Raw genomic sequence first — 24608 nt, forward strand, 5'->3', positions numbered from 1 at the left:
TTATCGTTAGTTTAACTTAGTTTGTTTGCTAAGGAGGTGGAAAAGTGAAAAAAAATAAGTGGAGAGCTTCCATAGCCATAGGGTTCATGTTACTTGGAATCTACTATATAAATTCAAGTAAAGATAAGGCTATATTGGCTGCCCCAGAAAATTACAACGATATCTTATTAGCTCCAGGTATTAATATCGCAAATGGAGTAGGAACTGAGACTGAAATTCCAGGAGATTTTGGTACAATGTTCAAACTGACTAAAGACGTTAGTTATGAAGTAAAAGGATTAAAAGATCCGGTTAATGATGTACTCGTAAAAACAGGTTCAGGAATAAATGATCCAAAAGCATCCAAAGTATTTAGATTTAGTCCTGATAATATTGCCTCTGAAAAAAGTGTTTTGGTAAAAAATGCTGGACTTTACAATGGGCGAAGTATTGATTTAAAGCTAGTGATCGATAAAATGGATATTTCCCCAGATGAGACGACTGGAAAATACCCATATGTAAACTTTATGGCGGTAAATTATAACGATAAAGATAAAACGGATGAGTTTCCATCAACCAATATAAAGGTCTGGAACGAAATGTTTTTGATGTTTGGGAGTGCGACAAGAAGCAGCTCAGGATTTAATGATGCGTACGCCATTGGTGACAAGGTAGACTACCACTATGAATTTTTTGATCATGAAACAGGTGCTAAAGTCGATTTTCACGGCACTTGGAACTTTAATAATATTAATGGTCTGAAAGCAGTCACAACGGATTTTGACGGGGATTTTAGTAATCTATATGTGCTGAAAGATACGTGGATCGGTTATTTGAAAGACACACCAACAGCAGGAAAACTTGAACTTTACGGTACGAATACAACCGTCAATAGTGAAAGAAGTCTTTTGACCCAGCTATTTTCAGGGAAAACTTTTTATACAAGTCTAGAACGTAGAGCGGCAACAACGAGCGTAAGACCAAGTCAGATGGTGGTAATGTATGGAACGCAGTCTCTTGCTAGAATAGCACCAGCTACTCCAATAGTCTATGGAGTAAAAAATGAGGCAACGCATACCGACGCGAGCTATCTAGATTTAACGTATTCAATCCTACAAACAATTCCTGATAATAAAATTGAAAATAGAGATGACTCATTCAAAATCGAAACGGAAGTACCAAGCTTTTACGATATTGATGTATCTGCTATTAAGGTTTTTGAATATGGTACAGATAGCGATTGGACTAGCTTATTCAAAATAGAAAAAGATCCAAGCAACGCAAGTAAATTAATCTTAAAAGCGGATTTATCCACTGCTGCCAATGCAGAGAACTTTAATGGGAAAGTCTTTGATATTAAGATAAAAGCAAAAACAAACACTTCCTTTAATTTTAATAAAAATGATACGGCTTATGGATATCAGGCGAGTGGAGCTGACAATGGTTATATGACTTTTGAACTTGCAGGTCCGAAAACAAGTGCATCCTATACGTATACAACTTCAAGTGGAGGTACTTTAAGCGATACGCTAGAATCAAAAATTATTGATGGCCAAACAAAATCAAAAGTTCTTTATGAAGGTGTGCCCAATGCGGATTCCAAAGAAAATATCAAAATACCAGTCGGGGCAAATTTGACAACTGACTATCCTGATCCAGGAGATTCATTTTTAGAGAATATTCGTGTGGACACTGAAAATCTAATAGATCAGCCAGTTGTTGTCACCTACACTAAGGGAAAAGCATTACCTGATACATCCGTTCTTGGCGAAACAACATTATGGTTAACGTTAACCACTGCTAAAAATGTTACAAAAGATATCGAAGTGAAAGTAACCATTGTTCCGACAGCAGCTGAATTACGTGTTAAATACAAAATTAATGGCAGTTATATGACTGATAAATACCCAGATTATGTTGATTCGACTCAAATGATCGGTGCTCCAATCAACTTAAAGCAGATCAAGCAAGTGACAGATAGACTTGCAGCTATCACAGAAGCTGGCTATACACAAACAAATACGCCAACGGAAGAATTTACTCTTTCAGTTAGCGGTAATACGGTCATTTATGAATTTGAAGGAGCATTATTCCTTGCATCTAGCCCAAGTTTATTAGATTTTGGAATTGAAGAGGCGAGTTATAAAGCGATTCGTGTGAATGAAGCAAAGCTTGATAAAGCCTTGATCATCAAAGATACGCGAGCAATTAAACAGAAATGGACACTTTCTGCAAAGCTTACGCAAGATTTTACTTTGACTGAGACAAGTGGCACCAAAAAAGTACTTTCAGGTATTTTACGTTATAACGACGGCACAGATGAAGAAAAAAAATTCAATCTTTCAGAAAATCTTGAGTTATTGATAGACGAGCATACAACAAGCACGGAGTATGATGTGAGTAAAACTTGGAATCCAAAAGGCAAAGGATTTAAGCTAGATGTGCCAGGAGATGCTGTTAAAACATTAGGAAAATATCAAGCAAAAATTGAATTTACAGTAAATGCAACGCCTTAAAAGCAAAGGAGAGACAATCAATTGATCATAAAAAAAGTAAAAGTTAATGTTGCTCTGGTTTTCCTTGTTTTTGTAGGCTCTATTTTTACTGTGTTCTTTACTCCAGTTTATGGAGAAGAAGCAGCTGTACAGACAAATGGGGAAATTGTTTTTACCAAAGAAAGTACAGTGCCAACGAGTGAATCGTCCAGTGACTCTAGTGAAATACCAATAAAAAAGCCTGATGGAAGATTTCCTTCAACTGGAGAATTGATCATAAAAAGTTTGTCAGTAAGCGGACTGGCTCTAGTCATACTAGTACTCACTTTTTACCTTTTCAAAAGGAAAAAAAAGACTGATGAGAAGGGCGGCCAAAGTCAATGAAAAAAAGAACATATCTAATTCTATTTTTGGGCGTCGCTTTATTTTTGTCTGGACAATTTGACCAAGTACAAGCAGTAGACTCTCGTGTTGGTGGAGCTGAAATAGATCTTAAACGTTTTAAAGAAACTGATTCTGTGATTCGTGATCCTGAACATCCTGAAATACAAGTCGATCCAGGGGAAACACCGCAGACAGAAGGCGATTTACGAATCGATTTTGTACCAAAGTTGAACTTTAGTACAGTGATGATTTCCGATAAAACTGCTGTATTCCCAGTTAATGCCCAATTGTTTCATGATCAAACTGAGGCGAGAGGAAATTTTATTCAAGTGTCAGATTATCGTGATGATTCGACTGGCTGGACGCTGCAAGTTAGACAGGAACAGCAATTTAAACATACGACAAAACAAGGAGCCGACTTAAAAGGCGCAGTGATCTCTTTAGATCAAATCTGGACCAATTCAACAAAAAATCCATCCCTTTCACCCAGTGTTTCAAAAGAAGTTATTCACATGAGTAACATTGGAGATACCTATAATTTGGCGCAAGCACAGCCAGAAAAAGGCTCTGGGACATGGAGCATCATATTTGGTGCATCAAAAGAGAATGAAAATGGTCGTCCAAATTCACTTCAAAAGCGCTTAGATGTTTCCGGTAAAGAAATAGAAGATCCGATTTTTAAAAAGCCTGTTTATAGTAATCAAGCGATTACACTTTCTGTTCCAAAAGAGACAGAAAAAGAAGCAGGTTCTTACTCAACGGTGTTAACTTGGATATTAGCCGAGTTACCATAGATATCACACAAAAACTAGGAGGAAATACAAATGAAATTAACACACAAATTAGCTGGTACAGCATTACTAGCAGCAATCGCAGTAGCAGCAACAGCTCCAGGAGTAACAAAAGCCGCAGATCCAGCAGCACCAGGTGTTGGAGAAGGAGAAATTGAATTCACAAGTAAAACTTACGGCACCTATGATACTTCTGGTGTGGTACCGCCAAACTATACGAGCCAATCAACAATCGACACAGATAGTACAGCGTTATTAGATGGACCTTTCTTAGTGCAAGGGATGTCTAAATTAGTCTTTAACTCACAATCTGCTACAACAGGTTCTGTAACATCATGGGCTAAGCCAACAACAGCGAATGCCAATACAGTTGGTGCAACAGACAAAGTTGATGGTCGTGCAAACTGGGTTCAATTCAAAGATGATCGTCAAGTAGATGACCATGGTTATGAATTGAAAGCCGTTATTTCTCAAAACTTCCAATTTAACGATACAGCAAAAGGCAAAATCAGAAATATCAATGGGGCTCAAATTACTTACGGAAATGCCAATTTAGTTGCTGATAAAGACAATGAATCATTGAAACCTTCTTCAACAGGTCTTAACAAAGCAACGACTGTTAATGAAACAGGTTCAGAATTAATCTTTAAAAACACAGAGGAAACAAAAGGTCGCGGACGTTATGCTGTTTACTTTGGTGACGCAGAAGATGCGACTCAAAAACCAGAAGAGTCCGTTAAATTAGAACTTCCAGCTAACCAAGCAGAAGAAATCATGAATGGTAAATATGTTGCTAAAATTACATGGACTCTTGAAGCAACACCAAAACCATAAAGTAAATCACTGATTTTTTAATAAAGAAAAATGAGTTGAATAAACAGTAGAAGTAACCCCTTTGGAAAGAAGCTTGAATTGCTCTGAATCGCAATAAAGAATGCAAGGACGGTGTTCCTAAGGGGAACTACTTCTATTTCTATTCTCTAGTTAGTGAAGGAACAAGAAAGGACAAATCAATCAGATGAAGAAAAGAATCAAATTAGGCCTATTTTTGTGCCTATACATAGTAGTGCTTCTTGGATTTTCTACTCCTGCATATGCAAATCTACAGTTTACATATGAAGCAGTGAAACCAGAAAATCAACAAGGAGAATTTGAATATTTTAATTTACTTATGCAGCCCGGCCAAAAGCAAACGGTAGAAGTACTAATATCCAATCGTGCAGATGAAGAACAAACAATCGAAGTTGGCTTAAATGGCGCTAAAACGAATTCTAATGGGGTATTAGAATTTGGGCCAAGTGCAATAAAAAATGATGCTTCTTTGAAATATGATTTTAAAGATCTAGTGAAAGGACCTAAAGAAATAACCTTAGCTCCTAAAGAAACCCAACCTTTAAAGATCGAAATAACGATGCCTCAAGCAAGTTATGATGGGAAAATCGTTGGAGGTATCCATCTAAAATCTAAACCATCTAAAAAAGAAGAGGAAGAAAATAAAAAAGCTACAGGAGTTATCAATGAATATGCCTTTGTAATCGGCATGGTATTGAGCGAATCTGACACTGTGGTAAAACCAGAGCTAAAGTTGAATAGCGTTTACGCAGGTTTAGCTAATTATCGGAATAGTATTTTTGCCGATTTTTCAAATACTAGTGCTGATTTTGTCAATAATATGACGGTAGAGATGGAAGTAACAAAAAAAGGATCAGAAGCGGTTTTATATGATATCAAACGAGCTGACATGCGGATGGCGCCAAACTCGATGATCGATTTTCCATTAGAAATGAATGGTGATCAAATGGAAGCTGGTGATTACAAGGCACACATTGTTGTTACGAGTGGTGAAGAAAAATGGACTTGGGATAAGTCTTTTAAAATCACGAATGAAGAGGCAGATAAATACAATGCACAAGATGTTACATTGATTCAAGAAAGAGGAATTGATTGGAAATTGATTGCGTTGATTGCAGGTGGTGTTTTTGTTGCTTTCTTAGCTATTTTCTTTACCGTTCGAACTCTTAACAAGAAAAAGAAAGTCAAAAAGAGAGGAAAGAAAAAGCGTAAATAAGAGAGGAGATCAACGTAGTGGTTTTATTAGATTGGTTTTTTATTGGTTTGCTTTCTTTGGCAATACTTTGTTTTCTACTATTGCTTTTTTGTTTCTTCTATTTTTTAGCAATCAAAAAAGAATTAACAAAGAAGCAATGGCATAAGCGTCCTAAAACCAAAGCCAAAAGAAAAAAATGGCTGCAAGCAAGAAAAACTTTGGAAAGGCGAAAGAAGCGCTATGCCGGCAATAGTTTTATTTTGCTAGTTGTAATGTTCATTTCAACAGGCAGTGCCTTTTATGCACGATATTACCAACTGACCAATCTAACGTCAGAAGATGCAAAAGTGGTTGTTCAGGGGTATTTGTTAACAGAAGATTTAAAGGAGCAAATGGCAACAATCAAAGCAGGCGGTAGTGTTGAAAAGGTCTATCCACAATTTCAAGAAGTAAGTGCGCTATTAGTCTCATACGGAAATCGTCCAGTTTCAGGTGGTTTGTCGACGGAAGGTGCAAAATTATTAACACGCTATTATGTATCTATGAAAAATGTCGGGTTAAACTTGTCTACTTTAAGCCAAGAACAAATCGAAAAACATGAGACGATCGATGCCTATTTGAAAGATATCGAAAGAATAAATGAACGACAAAAAGCAGTCTTCAAGTACTTCAAAGTCAACGAGTCAGCGCTGAAACAGAAAAATTAGGAGACTCACGATGAAACAAAGGATTACGACTTCTAAAAAGGAATTATCGAATAAAAAAAGAAAAGTAAAAAGTAATCAAACAAATCAAGAACAGCAAAAGAGAAGAAAAAAAAGTACTGCTATTACAAGCAGAGATGACCAATCAACTTCGAAGAAAAAAAGACGTAAGCCATCAAAGACTGTATTATCTAAAAAGAAAAAAAGAATGGTGAAAAGACGAAAAAAGCAACGACGCCAATTTTATCAGGAAATCGGTGTCAGTTTTTTTCTGCTACTGTTGTTTTTTGTTCTCTTTCAATGGGTATTTTTTAGTCTACCAAAAGTGAATGGCTATGGAATGACCACGACCTTGGATGATGGTGATCGTCTATTTGTCAGCAAGCGCAGCCAAATTAAGCGATTCGACTTGGTTTATTTGAGACAACCAGATACAAAACAAGTCATGGTCAGAAGAGTAATCGGTCTCCCAAATGAAGAGGTTGCTTATGAAAATGACCAATTATTGATCGATAAAAAACCTGTGATAGAGCGTTACTTGAAAGCTGAAATCAGTGAGGCGGTCAAAGAAAACCGTTTATTGACTGAAAACTTTACATTGACTGGCTTAACAAATGCAAGAACATTGCCCGAAAACAGCTATTTTGTATTAGGAGATAATCGACATTATGCAGCTGATAGTCGTGAATTTGGCTGGATCGAAAAAAAAGATATTTTGGGAGTTGTTAAGGCGAGAATAATGCCATTTCATCATATGACTCAATTTTAAACGAAAATCGTGAATGGACTACATAGTGGGAGGGCATTGAGTGTCTACATATAATACACGTTTCCAACCAACAAAACAAAGAGTTTTAACGAAAAAAAAGCGACGAAATTACTCAAAAGAAAAAAGAGAGAAATTATTAAAAGAGCAACAGATTAAAACTAAACGAACCGTAAAACAACGTGACATTTTTTTCTTACTGATCTTGGTCTTTTGTTTTTTCTTTTTATTCCAGAATAAGACGCATCAAGTATCTGGATCATCGATGTTCCCTACTTTGGAAAATAAAGACCGCATTATTGTAAGAAAAGGGCGCATTCCAGCTCGTTATGATTTGATTACATTTGATCCGGAAATGCCAGATGCCTCCAGTTATGTGAAACGTGTTATCGGCATTCCAGGGGATCAGTTATGGGCAGATAAACAGGCGATTTACCTTAGACCTCAAAAAGCAGGCAAGTGGACATTGAATACGGCAAATCCAATTCCAGCGGAGGATTTACCAGATAGTACATTAAAAGTCATGGTCAGTGATGAAGTGTTTCAAGAACTTCGAGATATCCACAAGATTCCAGACGGAAGCTACTTTGTCTTAGGAGATAATCGAAGTGCTTCAAAAGATAGCCGAACCATGGGATTGATCAAGGAAAAGCAAATTGAAGGAGTGGTAACCTATCGCTATTTTCCACTGGATAAAATCGGTCAAGTAAAGTAAGAAAATAAAGCGTGAATTTATAGGAGGAATGACCATATGAAAAGAACTGATTGGATAAAACAGAAAGGCTGGGCATTACTTTTAAGCATGCTTTTGCCTATGGGAATCATGTGTTTTGTTTATTTCCTTCTAGGTATTTATCCAGGAAGTGAGAAAACGATTTTAGCGAGTGATGCATTGTCACAAACGTCTAATTTCTTTGCAAGCTTGAACAATACACTACATGGGAAACAGAGTTTCTTTTACTCTTGGTATGGTTCTTTAGGCCTGAATTATTGGTCTTTTATGGCCTATTACTTAAATGGTATTTTTAGTCCGTTGGTTTATTTTTTTGATAATAGCCAAGTGCCTGATGCACTTTACTTCATTATTTTGTTGAAATTTGGTGCAATCGGCAGCTCATTTTGGGTGATGAGTGAGCAACTTTTTAAGTTGCCTCAATGGAGTAAGGTCATACTGAGTGTTAGTTATGCGCTTAGTGGTTTTGCAATTGCGTATTCTCCTCAGCAAATGTGGTTGGATGGGTTGATTTATTTACCTTTAGTGATTTTAGGGATTCATCGTTTGATGGATCAGGGCAAACCAACCGTTTTATTTATCAGTTATCTTTTATTATTTTTATCCAACTTTTATATGGCATTTATGATTGGAGTATTTTCTTTTCTTTATGTTTTTTGTCGCTTTTTGACTGAACCTAAAGCATACAAGAAAAGTTTGATTCCTTATTTGATTACTTCATTGTTGGCAGGTGGTGCTTCGATGGTTACGATTTTGCCAACGTTGTTTGATTTAAAAAATAATGGTGAAAGCTTAACTGAATTGAAGCAGTTTTTTACAAAAGGTACAGATGTTTGGGATATACCTGTTAAGACGATGGTGGGTGTTTATGACACAAGTAAATACGGTAGTGCCCCGTTTCTTTATTTCGGGTTGATCGGTTTGGTTTTTTGTTTGTTTTATTTTGTTAGTCCTAAATTTCCTTTGAAAAATAAAGTGTTGTATGGAAGTCTGTTTCTGTTACTAGTAGGAAGTGTGTATATTGAGCCGCTGAATTTGTTTTGGCACGGATTTCATTCACCAAATATGTTTTTATTTCGATTTAGCTTTCTGTTTTCGTTTTTAGGTTTATTGTTAGCAGGATTTGCTTGGGAAAAAGTTACGAAAGAAGATACCAATCACTTAGTCAATATTGTGATGGGCTTGATTTTACTATACGTGGCAATCATTTTTTTAGCGAATCGAAAACGGTATGATTTTTTAGATAAAACATCGATTTCAGCAACGGTTTTCTTTTTACTTATATACCTTTCAATCTGGTTTATCAACGTAAAATGGCCTAAAAATAAAATGCTTTGGCTAATGGTTTTATCTATAAGTTTCGTTGGTGAGATAACGATCAATACACAGCGATTAGTTTCAGGAATCAATGAAGAATGGCACTATCCAGAACGGGTAGCGTATGATCGAAACTATCATGATGTAAATCAGTTGGTTGAAGCGACACGGAAAGAAAATAATACATTGTATCGTTTAGCTAACTTAAATAGTAGTTCTAGAAACGAAAGTTTTTTATATGGCTATAGCGGAGTTTCAATGTTTTCATCTATCCGAAATCGTCATTCGTCTATGTATCTAGATGAATTGGGTTTTCGCTCTAATGGTACAAATTTAACGATACAATATGCGAATAATACCTTAGTGATGGATGCTTTACTGGGAATCAAATACAACATTTCTGAAAAAGATCCACAAAAATATGGTTTTACATTAAAAGAAACATCGGGCAAACAAAAGCTATATGAAAATCATTTAACATTGCCTTTGGGAATTTTGACCGATCAAGGAATTTATAAAAAAAATGCAGTAAAAAATCAGTCAGAGTTGATACAATATTTAGCGGATCAAAAAGAGCAGTTGTTTTATTTTTCTGAAGCAGAAATGATCAAAGAGGAAAATGTTCAAATCGAAGACAAGGGTTCTTTTCTTTATTATTCCAAAACAGTGCCAAATAAATTACGAAAAATGACCTATTCAATAGATGTTCCAGCGCGTTCACAAGCTTATTTAAGTTTATATGGAAGAGGAATGGAAGTTGAAGCAATCACTAAAGTCAATGGACTCGAACAACGTTCAGGTCTTGAAGAAAATGGTCAATATTATAATCTTGGTTACTATGAAAAAGCCGAAAAAATCCAAGTTGAAGTAAGCTTTACTGGAGAAGGTGTGGTTCATTTAGTGAAACCAACAGCTATGTTTATGAATGTTGATGTTTTTGAAAAATCTGTTCAAGCGATTCAAAAAAACGGTGTTTCTTTTGAGACCAGTGGAAGAGTAGCACAAGCGGATGTTGACCTTGATAAGGAGCAAGTTGTGTTGACAACAATTCCCTATGATAAAGGTTGGAGTGCTTATATCGATGGAAAAAAAGTAAGGATTCCAACCTTTAAAGATGCCTTTTTGGCACTGCCTGTACCTAAAGGAACACATACCATTAAATTTGTTTTTTTACCGCAAGGATTTAAAATCGGTTTTAGTTTATTTATCGGCTGTGTTATTCTATTTATCTTTTTTAATAGGTGGATCATTAAAGATGGTCGAAAAAAGATGAAGTGGTTATAAGAGTGGGAAGGGAAAAGGAGTTTAAGATGAAAAAAAAAATTATTGGGCTAGGATTCATACTACTGCTCGTTTTAAGCGGTTGTTCTGCTAAACTATCAGAAAAAAAAGAATCATTTGACGGCAAAGGAATCGATTATACGTTTCAATTACCAAGCACATGGGAAAAATCCTTAGATTATAAGGTGGCCTATAGCAATGAAGCCATTTTTGGTGCAAAAGATATGAAAAGTAATTCAACTTTGGTTGTAATGTCTGAAAGAAAAGAATCAATCGATTTAACTGACTTTGGCAAAAAAATCCGAAAAGAATTAAAAAAACAATATAATTACAAAAATGAGTCAGATATTTTTATGAAAGAGTTTAAGGTTGGAAAATATAAAGGCTATAAGTATACCTTGGATACACTTTTCGATAAGCGTGCTACTTGGTTACATCTATATTATATTGAAACGGCACACGGAATGGTTCAGTTAAATTATTATTCAGCAAAAGATGGTAATTATGAAAAAAGAGCTGAAATCATCGATGAGTCAGCTCGCTCTGTAAAAGAGGTAAAAGATAATGGACCTAAAGCTGATACAGAAGACGAAGAGATTGTTTTTGAAAATGATGAGCTGACGTTATCATTGACAGGTGTTATGAATGTGGTAGGAGAAGCGGAGCAAAAGCTTGTGGCACTAAGGTATACAATAACAAATAAATCAAAAGAGCAATCGATCAAAGCAGATAAATGGGATACCACGATCAAGGTAACACAAAACGGAAAAACATTGACGCAGGGAAAAATAGCGCAAGATAATACAATTTTAGATATCCCTAAATTGATCGAACAAAAAAATGAAATAATTCCCCAAGAAGGATCTCTAGAAGGCGTGACGTTATATGAATTAAAAGATGATAGCGATGTTTTATTGATTCCTGAAAAAACTGTTTTTAACAATGCCAAGGACATCCCAATTGTGGTATCCAATGAAGCTGTGCAAGGAGAAGGGAAATAATGAAAAAAAAAGCTTTTCTATTTACTTTGACTATCCTACTAGGTCTATCCATAATTAGCGCTTGTTCCTCAAAGAAACAAGCAACTAAAGTTGAGCATCAAAAACTAACATGGCATGAAGCACGAGAAAAACCATTTGGGACATTTGATTATCCTAAAATCACAGAAAAAGAAGCATTAACTACATTAGAAAATAAGTTTAAAGTACGCGTTCCAAGTCTTATTGAGCAAACAAAAGAGATGCTTAAAAATGACGTGTCCATACAAGGAATGGTCGAAGGCGCCCCAGAATATACAATGTATGCTTCTGGAGATGAATTAAAAGTACGTGGCTATTACCCATTGAATGAAGGACCTGAGTTGAAAGTTTTTGCATTGATCGACTTAAAATATACGTTTGATAAAGAAAAAAAAGAAGTACGTTTAGCTACTCAAAGTCTTGCAATGACAACGTATGGTGACAAGAGCACATATCCTAAAGATAATTTTGATGAATTATTGGCAAAAAGTGCAGAAATCATCGATTTGCCCAAAAAACTAACAGCCCGTTCGATTCAAAACTTTAATGAGGATTATAAGGAATTGGATAAACGTCCAACGTCTTCAAAAGCGGTTGTTTATAGCAATGATAAAGAAGCTGTAGAAAAAAAGAAAGTTTCCCAAGCCCTTTTGGGTGGGTTCGACAATAAACAAGAGCTAAAAGAAATTTATGCGACGATTGTTGATTATACGGAATAATTTTTTGAAGAATACTGAAGGGGCAAATGCCTCTTTGTAACTTGCATCTAAAAAAGAATGGAGGGTTGCACGGTTTATGAAACGGACGATTCTGACGATTGTAGTTCCTTGTTATAATGAGGAAGCAGTACTAGTAGAAACCAACAAAATTTTACTTAAATTGATCAAGGAACTGATCGCAACACAACAGATTGCAAATAATTCCAGAGTTTTATATGTGGATGACGGAAGCCAGGATCAAACTTGGTCAATGATTCAAAAATTTTCATTAGAAGAGGAATGTGTGACAGGGTTAAAGCTTAGCCGAAATTTTGGGCATCAGGCGGCTATCCTTGCAGGGCTGGATTTGGCTCTTGATAAAAGCAGTTGTATTGTGACCATTGATGCAGATCTGCAAGATGATCCTGCAGTAATCAAAGAGTTTATTTTAGCCTTTAATAATGGCTATGAGGTAGTTTATGGCGTACGTAAAAAGAGAGAAACTGATACATTCTTCAAGAAATATACAGCGCTGCTTTTTTATAAGCTGATGAATTTGTTAGGGGTAGAATTAGTACAAAATCATGCTGACTTTCGTCTGCTGAGCCAGCGAGCTTGTAAACAGTTAGTAAATTTCAAGGAAACGAGCATCTTTGTTAGAGGGATCGTTCCGCTTTTAGGATTTTCTTCGACAAAAGTTTACTATGATCGAAAAAAAAGGGAAGCAGGGGAATCTAAATATCCACTAAAGAAAATGATCAGCTTTTCAATTGAAGGGTTGACCTCTTTTTCAATTGCACCAATCAAATTTATTTTATCTTTAGGGATGATTTCACTTGTGGTGGCAACGATTATTACGATTTATTCTCTTAGCAGAAAAATAATAGGTGAAACGGTATCAGGTTGGACATCAATGATGATTTCATTATGGATTTTGGGTGGTCTACAACTGATTTCGATCAGTATAATTGGACTTTACATAGGGAAAATTTTTATGGAAGTAAAGCATCGTCCTAGATTTATTATTGAACAAGAGAGTTTTTCGGAGTCGTTTGATTAAGTAAAAGAATTATTTTTCAGTGAATCGAGGTGGTAGGAATGAAACGAAAAAAGAATTTAATTTATAATGAATATGTACTTGTCTGTTTATTCGCTTTAGTAATTGCAGGTCTTTTTATAATGCCCTTCGTAAGTCGAGGTTATTTGGTTTATGGAGATGATTTGCATTATCAGTTGAGTAGGATAAAAGAAATCACAGGTTGGCTTCAAGATGGCAGTATGAACTTTCCAGGGATAAGTACGCGGTCTTTTTATCTGATTGGTTATGGCGTAAACCTTTTTTATCCATGGCTGACATTGACGTTATTCTCTAGTGTTAGTTTATTGATAAAAAATCCTGTAATAGCGATATATATAGGCTTTTATCTGTATACATTTTTTACGGCTTTGATAGCGTATTGCTGTATGAAGCGATTTAGTCATTCTTGGGTGTCAAGTGCGGCATTTTCAGTATTGTATACATTTTCTATTTATCGGACGATTGATGGATTCACGCGGTTTGCGTTAGCCGAATTTATTGCGTTGACTTTTTTACCACTGGTACTTTTAGGAAGTTACGAAGTTTTATTTGGGGATAAACGTTACTGGGTATTTGTTACCATTGGTTTTTCATTGATTGTCTATACGCATGTTCTTTCAGCTTTTTTAGCTTGTTTATATCTGTTTTTATTTTGGGGAAGCAGTTTGTTTTTTATGAAAGAGCGGGTTAAACGAACTCTGATACTTTTTTTTTCAGGGCTCGTTGCAGTCTTTGCTTCTGCAGGATATTTGTTCGGTTTTGGTGAAGAACAACTTTTTCAATCCTTCCTGCAACCCTCACCAATGAATCTTGTTGCAGATGATATTTCGGAATTAGTCTTAAGAAGTTTTTCTAATGATTTGATGCAGTCAAGCTTAGGTGGCGTATACAATATTGGGTTTATTTGTCTATTGATTCTTTTTATCGGCGTATTTTTCGTAAAAAAAATGACGAGGAACTATCAACTTATTTATGGTATCAGTATCGCCACATTTTTGCTGACTACAAGTCTTTTTCCGTGGCAGCTTTTACAGCAAACACCGCTATCTGTTATTCAGTTTCCCTTTAGACTAATGATATTCCCTACGTTATTTGCTTGTTTGACAGGTGCAAATATAATCAAAATAGTGAGTGAAAAGCTCTCTGTTAAACGCAAGTTAGCCCTTTTGGCTGGGACTATTTTACTTTGTTTGACTCCGTGGTTACTATCTGTAAATAAGATGCTGGATAATGCATCACGCTTCGGTTTTGATACTGAATCGATTTTCTTCACTGATCCAGAAAATCGTTATTCTATGTGGATCGATCAATATGTTCCAGAAAAATCCCAACTTTATTTAGAAGACATCTATCAACATATTGGGTATGTAGATAATAAAGTATTAAAAATGGAACCGATTGGGGAAAAACAACGAATCGTTTTTGAACTTTCAACAGATAAAAGTCGTACAGAAGTAGATCTGCCGATTATTCGTTATAAGAACAGTGCGGTTTTAGTCAATGGAAAAAAAACAGACATTACATCAAGTGAAAGAGGTACGATTCAATTTATAGTTCCAAAGGGAGCGAATCAAATTGAAGTGCGATATATTGGTTCTAAGATAATTATCTTTGGGGTTGTTTTAAGCATATTGTCTTGGCTAGGCTTGCTTGGATATATGGTGAATGTTTTGAAAAATAAGTAGTTGAAATAGTATTAAAGAGTTTAGCAAAATCAAAATAAGAAAACCATTGAATAGTGTGCGCCTCATTTAAAATAGATACTTTGACGGACCTGTGTAAGGAGTTGATTGTGGATCAGCACTTTACACAGGTCTTTCATTTAACTAAAATGAAATAGAAGATTCGACTAAACTATTTGAGAAATCTGATACTGAATTAAAAGAAATTTCTTAGAAAATTTATGATATACTCAAATGGTTGAAATAAAAAAGTAAATTTCAATTGAATAGAATCAAAAAGAGTAGACGATAGATTGAGATGAAAGAGGAGCGTAACAAATGAATGTTGTTTTTTGTGATATAGATGGAACATTTCAAGACATTGGAGGAGCAGTACCTCAAATAAATTATGATGCGATTTATGCTCTCCAAAAACAAGGAGATCATTTTGTTTTTATTAGTGGAAGAGGCTATGCTCAGCTAACAGAACTGATGGATGAATTGGATAGTGAATGTGATGTTATTTTTAGCAATGGTGGCGGCTATAAATTAGTAGGAGAGCCTGTTCAGTATAATCACTGTTTATCGATGGATGAATGTCGACGAGTCATCACTATTTTAGAGGAACGTGAAATTTTTTATCATATTCATACAAATGAAGGAATTATTTTAAAAGCAGTTGAAAATTATGAGTCTAATATTTTAGCATTAAGAGAAAAGCTTGAACCAATGGGAGAAACTGGTAAACAAATCATGGATTTCAAAGAAGCTTTTTTCAAAGAGCAGTGTCAGCATGTTGTGAACCCACTTGCCTATTTGGCTGAACATCCTGAATTAAAAGTGATGAAAATAGAATTGATGGAAGCAAGTGACCATGAACATGAAAAATTACGCGATTTATTGAGTAGTGAGGCTACAGAGGTCTTTTCTTCATTTATTCAATGTCTGGAAATCGTTGATCCAAAGAGCAGTAAAGGAAATGCAATCCAAGAATTTATGAAAAAATTTCCAGATGCAAAAAGTTATGGTATCGGTGATGGTGAGAACGATTTACCAATGTTAGATGTTGTTGATATCCCTGTTGCAGTAGGAAATGCCAAAGACATTGTCAAAGAGAAATGTCAGTTGATTGTCGCTGATTGCTTAGAAGGCGGCGTTGGACAATTTATTTTTGAAGAAATCATCAAATAATAATTTTTTTAGACAAAAAAGGTCGTTTATGGAAAAATAAGAGATGGAATCAAATAATCTATTTTCATATTTGGGGGAGTATTGATGAAAGAAATAAAGGAAAATATCGAACATGATTTAGAATATTATCAATCAGGAATCAAACAATTGTATACAAAACATTATCAAAAATATTTGTTTTTCCTACTTGCGATCATGATGATAACGGTTGTTGGGATCGGTTTATCAGAGTCAATAGTTAGATGGTTACTAGTAGTATTATTTTTGAGTGAGTCAGGACTGGTGGTTTATTTATTGCGCTATCTGCGTGCGGAAGCCTTTGAAACGTATTTTCAGCGGATAAAAGCACAATTGCCAAGTGATTTTCAGAAAATGGAGAAGCTAGAAATTCAAGAAGATAATCAATCCTATTATTTTTTAGGAGAGCAAGAGCTGTTTGTGAAGTTGAAAAAGAGAAACACTAGAAACTTTCCATCAAAAATCCGACAATATACGTTATTGGTTGGTTTTACAGATGAAATTGATCGCACAATGCTGGAAGAACCGCTACAATTTTTTTATTATGATATTACGCAAATCAAGCATTCAGCAAATTATAAAAAGGAAATCCTAAAAAATACTAATTTTATTGCCAAGCGGAAAAAAAGAAGAATTAGATCAGCTATTTTAACTATTTTCCTACTTTTGATAGTTGGGACTTTTGTTTATTTTGGTGCGAAAAAATATTTAGATGATGATGGCCGAACGATATATGAAAAGCAAGTTGAAAAAGACTATCACGATAAAATTGATCAGGAAGCTCAAGTCAGGATCACTGAGCTGTCTGTTACAAACGAAGACGAAACGCTGAAAATTCAGCTGCCAAAATACTTCCATGAAGAAGAAGGAACTTTATTTTCAGTAGATGAAATCAAAGGACAATCGAGTAAAACATTTACGAGTAATGCACTTTACGTTTCTATATTCATGAGCGAAATAGCAAGTGCCTCTAGTTTATCTGAGTTTGTAGGTCAAGTGATGGAAGATCAAGGGAAAAGAAATAATCAGAAAAGTGTTGAAAAGTTGCATCCAGATTTGTTTAAAAATGAATATATCTTAACAACTAAAACAAGTGAAAATGGACAATCAGAAACGAACAATTATACGACTTATTTTTTTGAAACAGCTCATAATTATGGATGGATCATATGTGAAATCGATCGTGCATCTGAAGAAACTGAGCTTGATTTGGATCAACAAGTGAATGAAATACTGCACTCGATAGCAGTAGAAACGGATGAAACGGTTATCTAAATAAGTAAGAGGTTGGATCAGAAGGGGTTGCTTCTGATCTCACCGTTTATTCGGATTTAGAGCCTGGGACAAAACTGATTTTTAGTTTTGTCCCAGGCTCTTTTTTATTCAGTAAAATCACAAATCACGACTTATTTTGCAAAGTTTTGGATGATTTGATTTAGCGTTTGTGCAGCAGATTCTCCTGCGCGTTCGTTGTAATAAGAAGCAAATCGTTCATCGCCAACATACATTTGACCAAGCCCCTTGTGCAGCTCAGCTGAGTATGCAGGAGATGTATAGCTTAGCCATTCTTTATGTTTTTGGAAAACTGTTTTGGCTTCTTGAGATTGATAATCTTTGGTTGTCATTACGATTTTTAGGGCTTCAAACATTTCTTTTTCAGCAGTTTCCATTCCATTAAATTCTGTTTCACTTAGGTTTAACCACTTTTGATTGGAACTTTCCACTGTTTCTTCACCATATTTCTTCCGGATTTCTTCGCCGTATGTTTGTTCATTTTCTTGCAGTTTTGTTTGTTTGAACCCTGAAAATTTTTCTTTGTCAGTCATAGTTATTTCTCCTTTTTGATAACGTAACGTTTTTTCTACAGTCAGGATCAGATGATCGATTTGTTGGCGTTTTTCCAATAATTGTTTGTAATGATTCTGTAACGCGTGTTGAGGATCATAACTCGGTGTAGTCAGTAATTTTTGGATGTCTTCTAACTTCATATCTAAAGAACGATAAAAAAGAATTTGCTGCAGCTTATCGATTTCATTTGTCCCGTAAATACGATAGCCAGAAGAATTGATGCGCGCCGGTTTTAATAAATCGATTTCATCATAATAACGCAATGTTCGAGTGCTGATTCCAGATAATTCAGCAATTTTTTTTATTGTGTATTCCATTTGTTTCCCTCCTGTATGAACCTAGCATAAACCTTTACTTAACGAGAAGGTCAAGTGTTTTTTATAGAATAACATATTTTTTAGTGAATGTTTCTTTTTTGATTTACAAAGAGCCGATGAAAGAGTAAAATTTTTATGTAAAGTTATCAAGACAAATTTTAAAAAATAAGGAGTTGAGTCGATGAAATTAATCGAAACACCCATCAACAGAAATCTAGATCTGGAGTATTTTTATCCTAATATCACGAAGTTCGTTTTTGGTGCTAAAGCAATCAAGTTTTTCAAACTCTATGCATTAGACCGTACTCAAATTGTGTATGCGGATGCATTTGATAAGATCGATATAATCATGATCAATACTAAAAAGAAAATTACTAAAAAAGAAGTAGATTATGTGATCAAAAGGCTTTTGAATACGACAAGAGAAGAAGTGACTGTCCATATCGGTGTGAAAAATGAAATGCAGCAAAAAGGCTATTCTTTCAGCGCGCCTAGAAAAGATATTATAGTGATTCAAAAAAACGTTGATCCAGCATAAAAATAGAAAACTAGAAAAAGCAGTTATGTTGCTTTTTCTAGTTTTTTTTATTTTTCAATAGCTGGTTTTACAAGAGAAAATTTCAAACCGCCATGTTCTTTTCTGACTAGCATTGTCAATAAGAAAAAGATAAAAGAAAAAATCAATAAAATTATTGTGTTAAATTGAAATTTCGTAGAAAATTCACTATTGAACTGGCTCGTATTTCCAATTAATGTACAATTTCTCATATACCAATAACTTGGTGTAAAAGAAGCGACTTTCGTTACGATATCAGGTAAAATTTCTGCAGGTACAAACACACCACTAACAAAAGCACTACCTAAAATAAACACATTATTGATGCCGGAAACCATATCAGGATTATTGATAATGCTACCAACTAGGTTACTAAAAGATACCGCAACGAGAAACAGGAGGAATGTGTTCAAGATAAAGTAAGCACTGTGTTGATCAAATCTGCTTTTTGTAACGAACAGAACAAGGCTAACAAAAACTAGCCAAAATACCAAGCAAAAGCCAATTTGAATTATAAATTGTTGGCGTGAAAAAGTTCGTTTGGACAGTGGAGAACAGTAGTTTCTATGCTTGATTTCTTTACGATTGAAAGCCAAACTAACTAAAGAGATCGAACTGAAAATAGTCATAAACATAGTATAGGCTAATACACCAAAAACTTTTCCTGTTGCGGTATTTTTCTTTGATTGGTCGTAAGAAGAAGCAAAGTGAATCTTCCCTGAAGTTGCAACATTTTTAGTGGTCAAATGTCCGATTTCAGTGTCTGTTTTCTCTGGAAATGCTTCTCGATAAAATTGATAAGTAGATAAATAATTATTGATTATTGAATCAATATAAACCTGATTAAAACTATCTGGTTTGACCTGAATTGTTAGATTAGGCTGTTTTCCAAGTTTAATTTCTTGAGAAAGTGACGAAGGGATCGTTAGAACATAATTAACTTTTCCAAAAAATAAAGCGTCATCGATTGTTTCTTGCGTATTCTCTAATGAAACAACATTCATTGTCTGTTTCAGATAAGTTTCTAGCTGTTTTGCTGTATTGCCATCATCCTTATTAAAAATGACAACATTCAACTTTTCAAGTTCAGTAGCTGCTGGATTTGAACCTGAATAAGCAAAAGAAATGCCCAAGCTGATTGCTAATGCAAGAATCAATGTTCCCAAATTCTTTTTTAGAATGCCAAGAGTAGCTTTAAAGACTGACATACTGTACTCTCCTTTCATAAATAACACTAGCTGTGATAAAAATGGCTGTCAATAGTCCCAAACTAAGCAAGTTAGTGTAAAAGCTGCTGATATTTTGATAATAATAAAGTTTATACAAAGCCTCACTGATCAAGTTAACTGGATTTATCGCATTTAGCCATGGAAGATGCTGATTGACTAAAAGTTTGACATCAGGAGACATCATTCCAGCTAAAAAGCTGCAGGTCATTTGAAATGACACGGCAAGTGAAACTTTCTGGTTTAGAGGGACTTTAAGAAGATTGCCGAATAAAAGACCTAACGAAAGTGCTGTAAGAGAAGCTAGTGCACAAGTCAGTAAAATCAAAGACCAGCGATCACCAAAGTCGACATTATAAACAAAATGGAAAAATCCTAAGATAAAGAAAATTTCAACAATGAATATCGTAAAAGAAGAAGCTAAATTTGTTAATACGATGAATAATTTATTTTTTGGCGTCATGCTTAAACGAATACCATTTGCTGACTGGTTTGCTTGTTCATCATTTGCGTTACCGATTCCCCAGAACATACCGAACATACAACACATTCCAATCAACGTGAAGAAATAAAAGCTTTTAACGCTACCTTTTGAGGCAGTAGCTTTATTTACCGAGATATAATTCGTTGTTTTCCCGATTTTTTCGGTAATGGATGAAGCAAGAAGAGCAGGATCTTCATTTTCTAAAGTAGCCAAGGTTGTTTTACTTTGGAGAAATTGATTCATAAAAGAATCCAATATATTTTGTTGAATCGTTTGCTTGCTGACAGTAAGTGAAAGATCATCTTGTTTAATAGTATAATAACCAGCAATTTTTTCATTACGTAATTGTTTATCTGCTGTTTCTTTTGAAAGTATAGTTGGAATAAACATTTTTTGATCTTTCACTTTGACCCCATTCAAAGTGTTCAAAAAAAAGTCAGTACTTTTAGGTGGGATTTTATCATCAGTGACAATACCTACAGGAATTTTTTTTACTAAATCAAGTGTATCAAGATTACTGAAAGCCGCAGTAAAAAACAAACCTAAGAGTAATGGGAAAATCAATGACCAAAATAGTAAAATTTTATTGTTCAATTGAATCTTTAAGCGATAGTAATATAAATGCCAAAACATATGCGGTCTCCTCTCTAATCTCTTAATTCTCTTCCTGTTATCTCTAGGAAAACATCATTAAGTGTAGGTTGTTGGGTATAAAAATTACCAAATGAAAGCTGATTTTTTTCTAGGATATGAAGTACTTGAGTAAAGACTATTTTATTTTTCTCGGTATTCAACGTTACAAAAATATTGTCGTAGGTAATATCAATAATGCCAGGGATCTGCAGTAATTCTTCTCTGACGACTGAAGGAAAATCAGGTATTTCGATCACAATTTTTTCATTTCCTTTGATCAGGCCTTTTAATTGCTCTTTTGTTCCTTCTGCAATCACTTGACCCTTTTCAACAATGACAATGTTGTTACATAGCTGTTCTACTTCTTCCATATAATGAGTCGTGTAGACAATAGTCGCCCCTTGACGATTAAGTTCTTTAATACTGTCTAAAATCTTATTACGACTTTGAGGATCAACCGCGACGGTAGGTTCATCTAAAAAGATCAATTCGGGTTTATGAACGATACCGCAAGCGATATTAAGTCTACGCTTTAGTCCACCACTAAGTTTTTTAGGTAAAAAAGTAGTAAAATCTTCTAGACCGACAAGCAAAATCACTTCTGAAACATATTGTTTTCTAGTTACTTTATCAGTAATGTATAACCCACAGTAATAATCGATATTCTCGATAACCGTCAATTCATCAAAAACAGCGACTTCTTGCGGAACTACACCGATTCGTTTTTTAATATCATAACGAGTAGGGGTCATATTTTCACCAAAGAGCTTGATTTCTCCAGTGTCGTATGATAACAGTGAAAGCATACAATTGATCGCTGTTGATTTTCCACACCCGTTAGGTCCAAGCAATCCAAGAATATCACCTTTTTTTACTTGTAAATTAAAGTGATTCAATGCTGTTAATTTTCCGTATCGTTTTACTAGATCATTTATTTCGATTATCATATGAAATTCTCCCTTTTTTCTTTATAATAGAACTATAGCTCAAAGCATATTAAGATATAAGTGAATATTTTCCTATATTCATGTGACATTTGTCATATAAATGAAGAGGTTGGAGAAAATCGATGAATACATTTTTAATACGGAATTTATTGGATAAAGCGATTTTGTTAGGGTTATGTTTCATGATTCTTTTAAATCAAGCCTATCAAAGTGAAATGGTTATTTTTGTGTTAACCACAATAGTGTTGAGTGTACTGCTTTGGGTTACAAAAAAACCTAAATTTTCATTTTTTGGTATCTTATTTTTGATGATAGCAACAGTCAAGTGGCAAGAGTATGCTTATTTTGTTCCTGTCCTTCTTTATGATGGCATGATGGATGAACGAAAAGAAGTATCGATTTTAAATAGTGGCTTGATCTTGGTCTTTTTTTTATACAGTAGTGCATATCCGAATAGTTTGAAGTTTTATATCTTACTATTGTGTGCTTTAGCTGGTTATTTGGCTTTTCTAACCGTAAAAGATTACTCGCTACGCAAGGACTATCTTTGGCTAGAGCAAGAAAAAGATGAGAATAACTTTACCTTTGAAACAGAAAATTCGGAGTTGATCAAACAGCAAGAAATCAAAGTGAACCTGGAACTTTCCAACGAACGGAATAGAATTGCACGAGATATTCATGATAATGTCGGGCATTTACTTTCTAGTGCTCTCCTTCAAACAGGCGCTCTAAAAGCAATAAATCAAGAAGAAAAATTAGCTGTTCCTTTAAATCAGCTTCAAGAAACGATCACAGAAGGAATGAACAGTATTCGAGACAGTGTTCATGATTTGTATGATGAATCATTAAGTTTATCCTTAGCTTGTCAAAATATCTTGTTGAATTTTACATTTTGCGAGGTAGAAATAGCGGGTGTTTTCCCTGAATCTATTAGTAAAGAATACAAACTGGCATGTATTATGTTGATTAAAGAAGCTTTGGCAAATGTAATGAAACATAGTAATGCCGATAAAGTAACGATTGGCTTTATGAATCACCCAGGTTTTTATAAATTAACAATTGAAGATAACGGTACACAAAACAAAGAAAAGACCCCAAGTGAAATTGGTATCGGTCTGATTGGTATGCAGGAAAGAATGGAAAAATTAAAAGGCAGATTAAGTTATCAACAAAAAGAAAAAAGTTTTTCGTTAATAGCTATTTTGCCAAAATAAAGGAGTATAAAAAGTGATTCGATTATTGATTGTAGATGATGATTTGTTAGTGACGACCTCACTTAAAACGATTGTTGAAGCAACGGGTGAAATTAGTGTAATTGGAGTAGGAAATAGTGCGGCACAAGCTGTAACTTTATATGAAGAGTTACAACCTGATATTTTGTTGATGGATATTCGGATGAAAGAGTCGACAGGAATAGAGGCAGCTACTAAGATTTTAGCAAAAGAGGAACAAGCGGCTATTTTACTTTTAACAACTTTTTCAGATGATGAGTATATCGTTGAAGCGCTTAGGATCGGGGTTAAAGGTTACTTGTTAAAACAGGACTTAGAGGCAATCGTCCCATCAATTAAAGCAGTCAAAAATGGACAATCGGTATTTGGTCGAACGATCATGGATCGTCTCCCTCATCTACTACAAACAGAAAAAACAACTTGTTTGGAAGAACTTAAATTAAACGAAAAAGATCTATCTATTATTTCTTTGATAGCTGAAGGGCTGAATAATAAAGAAATCTCTGAAAAACTTTATTTAAGTGAAGGAACCATCAGAAATTATATCAGTAATTTATTGGAAAAATTAGAGCTCAGAGACAGAACGCAGTTAGCCATCTTTTATTACAAAAATATTTATGCAAAATAGAATCAACGTTTTTTCTCAACGAAAAGGAATGATAAGAAACTAGAAAATCAGTAGGATTTCTATTCTATCTTTGATAAAATAAAAAGAGTAATGAAAGGAAGCGTGAACGGTGAAAGAATTATTTCATAAATATAAAGAAGTGATTTCATATTTAGTGTTTGGTGTAGCAACAACAGTTGTGAATATAGTTATTTTCTTTATCTGCAAAGATCTTTTAGGAATCGACTATAAAATAAGTAATGCAATCGGCTGGTTTTTATCTGTACTTTTTGCATTTTTTACAAATAAATATTTTGTTTTTGCTAGTAATCATGAAGATATCGGCTCTTTTATTAGAGAGATGTTGTTGTTTTATTGGTACCGTATTTTATCCTTCGTCGTTGATATGGCATTGATGGTGTTAATGATCGAAGTGATGCACATCTCAGACTTTTGGGCAAAAATGGTAACGCAAGTAGCAGTGGTTGTATTGAACTATTTTTTCAGCAAGTTTTTTATCTTCAAGAAAAAAGCATCTTAAAATCAGTTTTTAGTTAAAAAGACAGTTTTTTGTTATAATAGGAATTAAAATTCTA

General features: G+C 34.6%; 23 protein-coding genes. 19 read left to right on the top strand and 4 right to left on the bottom strand.

The window, feature by feature from the left end:
• Positions 1-44 precede the first annotated feature (44 nt).
• The 15 genes from A5821_RS00690 to A5821_RS00760 all read left to right on the top strand — a co-directional run bounded on the left by A5821_RS00690 (position 45) and on the right by A5821_RS00760 (position 17437).
• Entirely contained in the window at positions 45-2495 is a 2451-nt protein-coding gene (locus A5821_RS00690; RefSeq protein ID WP_086312432.1) for a hypothetical protein, read from the top strand.
• Positions 2496-2516: 21 nt separating this feature from the next.
• The gene (locus A5821_RS00695) at positions 2517-2858 is read left to right on the top strand and encodes an LPXTG cell wall anchor domain-containing protein (RefSeq protein WP_086312433.1); all 342 of its coding nucleotides are present in this window, start codon (positions 2517-2519) and stop codon (positions 2856-2858) included.
• Complete coding sequence (locus A5821_RS00700) at positions 2855-3652, top strand: WxL domain-containing protein (protein WP_086312435.1); 798 nt, start codon at positions 2855-2857, stop codon at positions 3650-3652. The genes A5821_RS00695 and A5821_RS00700 overlap by 4 nt, the downstream gene beginning before the upstream one ends.
• Before the next feature lie 30 nt (positions 3653-3682).
• Positions 3683-4483, top strand: a complete 801-nt coding sequence (locus tag A5821_RS00705) for a WxL domain-containing protein (protein ID WP_086312437.1) — start codon at positions 3683-3685, stop codon at positions 4481-4483.
• Between the two features lie 184 nt (positions 4484-4667).
• Positions 4668-5717 (top strand): DUF916 and DUF3324 domain-containing protein, encoded by a 1050-nt coding sequence (locus A5821_RS00710; protein WP_086312440.1) that lies wholly within the window; start codon positions 4668-4670, stop codon positions 5715-5717.
• A gap of 17 nt (positions 5718-5734) precedes the next feature.
• A complete protein-coding gene (locus A5821_RS00715) occupies positions 5735-6403 on the top strand; it encodes a hypothetical protein (RefSeq protein ID WP_086312442.1) in 669 nt (222 codons plus the stop codon).
• Positions 6404-6413: 10 nt separating this feature from the next.
• Entirely contained in the window at positions 6414-7169 is a 756-nt protein-coding gene (gene lepB / locus A5821_RS00720; protein ID WP_086312444.1) for a signal peptidase I, read from the top strand.
• Positions 7170-7209: 40 nt separating this feature from the next.
• Positions 7210-7881: a signal peptidase I gene (lepB, locus tag A5821_RS00725; RefSeq protein ID WP_086312447.1), complete on the top strand. Its 672-nt coding sequence runs from the start codon at positions 7210-7212 to the stop codon at positions 7879-7881.
• Positions 7882-7917: 36 nt separating this feature from the next.
• On the top strand, positions 7918-10500 hold the full coding sequence (locus tag A5821_RS00730; protein ID WP_086312449.1) for a YfhO family protein: 2583 nt from the start codon (positions 7918-7920) through the stop codon (positions 10498-10500).
• A 26-nt stretch (positions 10501-10526) separates the two neighbouring features.
• Complete coding sequence (locus tag A5821_RS00735) at positions 10527-11498, top strand: DUF5067 domain-containing protein (protein ID WP_086312451.1); 972 nt, start codon at positions 10527-10529, stop codon at positions 11496-11498.
• On the top strand, positions 11498-12235 hold the full coding sequence (locus A5821_RS00740) for a hypothetical protein (protein WP_086312453.1): 738 nt from the start codon (positions 11498-11500) through the stop codon (positions 12233-12235). The genes A5821_RS00735 and A5821_RS00740 overlap by 1 nt, the downstream gene beginning before the upstream one ends.
• A gap of 76 nt (positions 12236-12311) precedes the next feature.
• Complete coding sequence (locus A5821_RS00745; RefSeq protein WP_086312455.1) at positions 12312-13274, top strand: glycosyltransferase family 2 protein; 963 nt, start codon at positions 12312-12314, stop codon at positions 13272-13274.
• A gap of 38 nt (positions 13275-13312) precedes the next feature.
• Positions 13313-14977, top strand: coding sequence for a hypothetical protein (locus A5821_RS00750; RefSeq protein WP_086312457.1), 1665 nt, complete (start codon positions 13313-13315; stop codon positions 14975-14977).
• Between the two features lie 315 nt (positions 14978-15292).
• A complete protein-coding gene (locus A5821_RS00755; RefSeq protein ID WP_086312459.1) occupies positions 15293-16144 on the top strand; it encodes an HAD family hydrolase in 852 nt (283 codons plus the stop codon).
• A gap of 84 nt (positions 16145-16228) precedes the next feature.
• A complete protein-coding gene (locus tag A5821_RS00760; protein ID WP_086312461.1) occupies positions 16229-17437 on the top strand; it encodes a hypothetical protein in 1209 nt (402 codons plus the stop codon).
• 131 nt (positions 17438-17568) lie between these two features.
• On the opposite strand, the gene A5821_RS00765 is transcribed toward A5821_RS00760, so the two are convergent.
• Complete coding sequence (locus tag A5821_RS00765) at positions 17569-18327, bottom strand: MerR family transcriptional regulator (protein WP_086312463.1); 759 nt, start codon at positions 18325-18327, stop codon at positions 17569-17571.
• 181 nt (positions 18328-18508) lie between these two features.
• On the opposite strand from A5821_RS00765, the gene A5821_RS00770 reads away from it, so the two are divergent.
• Positions 18509-18865, top strand: coding sequence for a DUF1827 family protein (locus tag A5821_RS00770; RefSeq protein WP_086312465.1), 357 nt, complete (start codon positions 18509-18511; stop codon positions 18863-18865).
• A gap of 47 nt (positions 18866-18912) precedes the next feature.
• Here A5821_RS00770 and A5821_RS00775 read toward each other — a convergent pair whose 3' ends face one another.
• The 3 genes from A5821_RS00775 to A5821_RS00785 are packed head-to-tail and all read right to left on the bottom strand — an operon-like array spanning position 18913 to position 22173.
• Positions 18913-20091: an ABC transporter permease gene (locus A5821_RS00775; protein ID WP_170922921.1), complete on the bottom strand. Its 1179-nt coding sequence runs from the start codon at positions 20089-20091 to the stop codon at positions 18913-18915.
• Positions 20078-21226 carry an ABC transporter permease gene (locus A5821_RS00780; protein WP_086312471.1) on the bottom strand — a complete coding sequence of 383 codons (1149 nt, stop codon included), beginning with the start codon at positions 21224-21226 and terminating at the stop codon, positions 20078-20080. The genes A5821_RS00775 and A5821_RS00780 overlap by 14 nt, the downstream gene beginning before the upstream one ends.
• Before the next feature lie 14 nt (positions 21227-21240).
• A complete protein-coding gene (locus A5821_RS00785) occupies positions 21241-22173 on the bottom strand; it encodes an ABC transporter ATP-binding protein (RefSeq protein WP_086312473.1) in 933 nt (310 codons plus the stop codon).
• A gap of 122 nt (positions 22174-22295) precedes the next feature.
• On the opposite strand from A5821_RS00785, the gene A5821_RS00790 reads away from it, so the two are divergent.
• The 3 genes from A5821_RS00790 to A5821_RS00800 all read left to right on the top strand — a co-directional run bounded on the left by A5821_RS00790 (position 22296) and on the right by A5821_RS00800 (position 24553).
• On the top strand, positions 22296-23387 hold the full coding sequence (locus A5821_RS00790) for a sensor histidine kinase (protein ID WP_086312475.1): 1092 nt from the start codon (positions 22296-22298) through the stop codon (positions 23385-23387).
• 13 nt (positions 23388-23400) lie between these two features.
• The gene (locus tag A5821_RS00795) at positions 23401-24033 is read left to right on the top strand and encodes a response regulator (RefSeq protein ID WP_170922923.1); all 633 of its coding nucleotides are present in this window, start codon (positions 23401-23403) and stop codon (positions 24031-24033) included.
• A 109-nt stretch (positions 24034-24142) separates the two neighbouring features.
• Entirely contained in the window at positions 24143-24553 is a 411-nt protein-coding gene (locus tag A5821_RS00800) for a GtrA family protein (protein WP_086312477.1), read from the top strand.
• The last annotated feature ends 55 nt before the right edge of the window (positions 24554-24608 follow it).

Origin of the sequence: Enterococcus sp. 7F3_DIV0205, from assembly GCF_002141365.2 — a bacterium.
Taxonomy (GTDB): Bacteria; Bacillota; Bacilli; order Lactobacillales; family Enterococcaceae; genus Enterococcus_L; species Enterococcus_L palustris.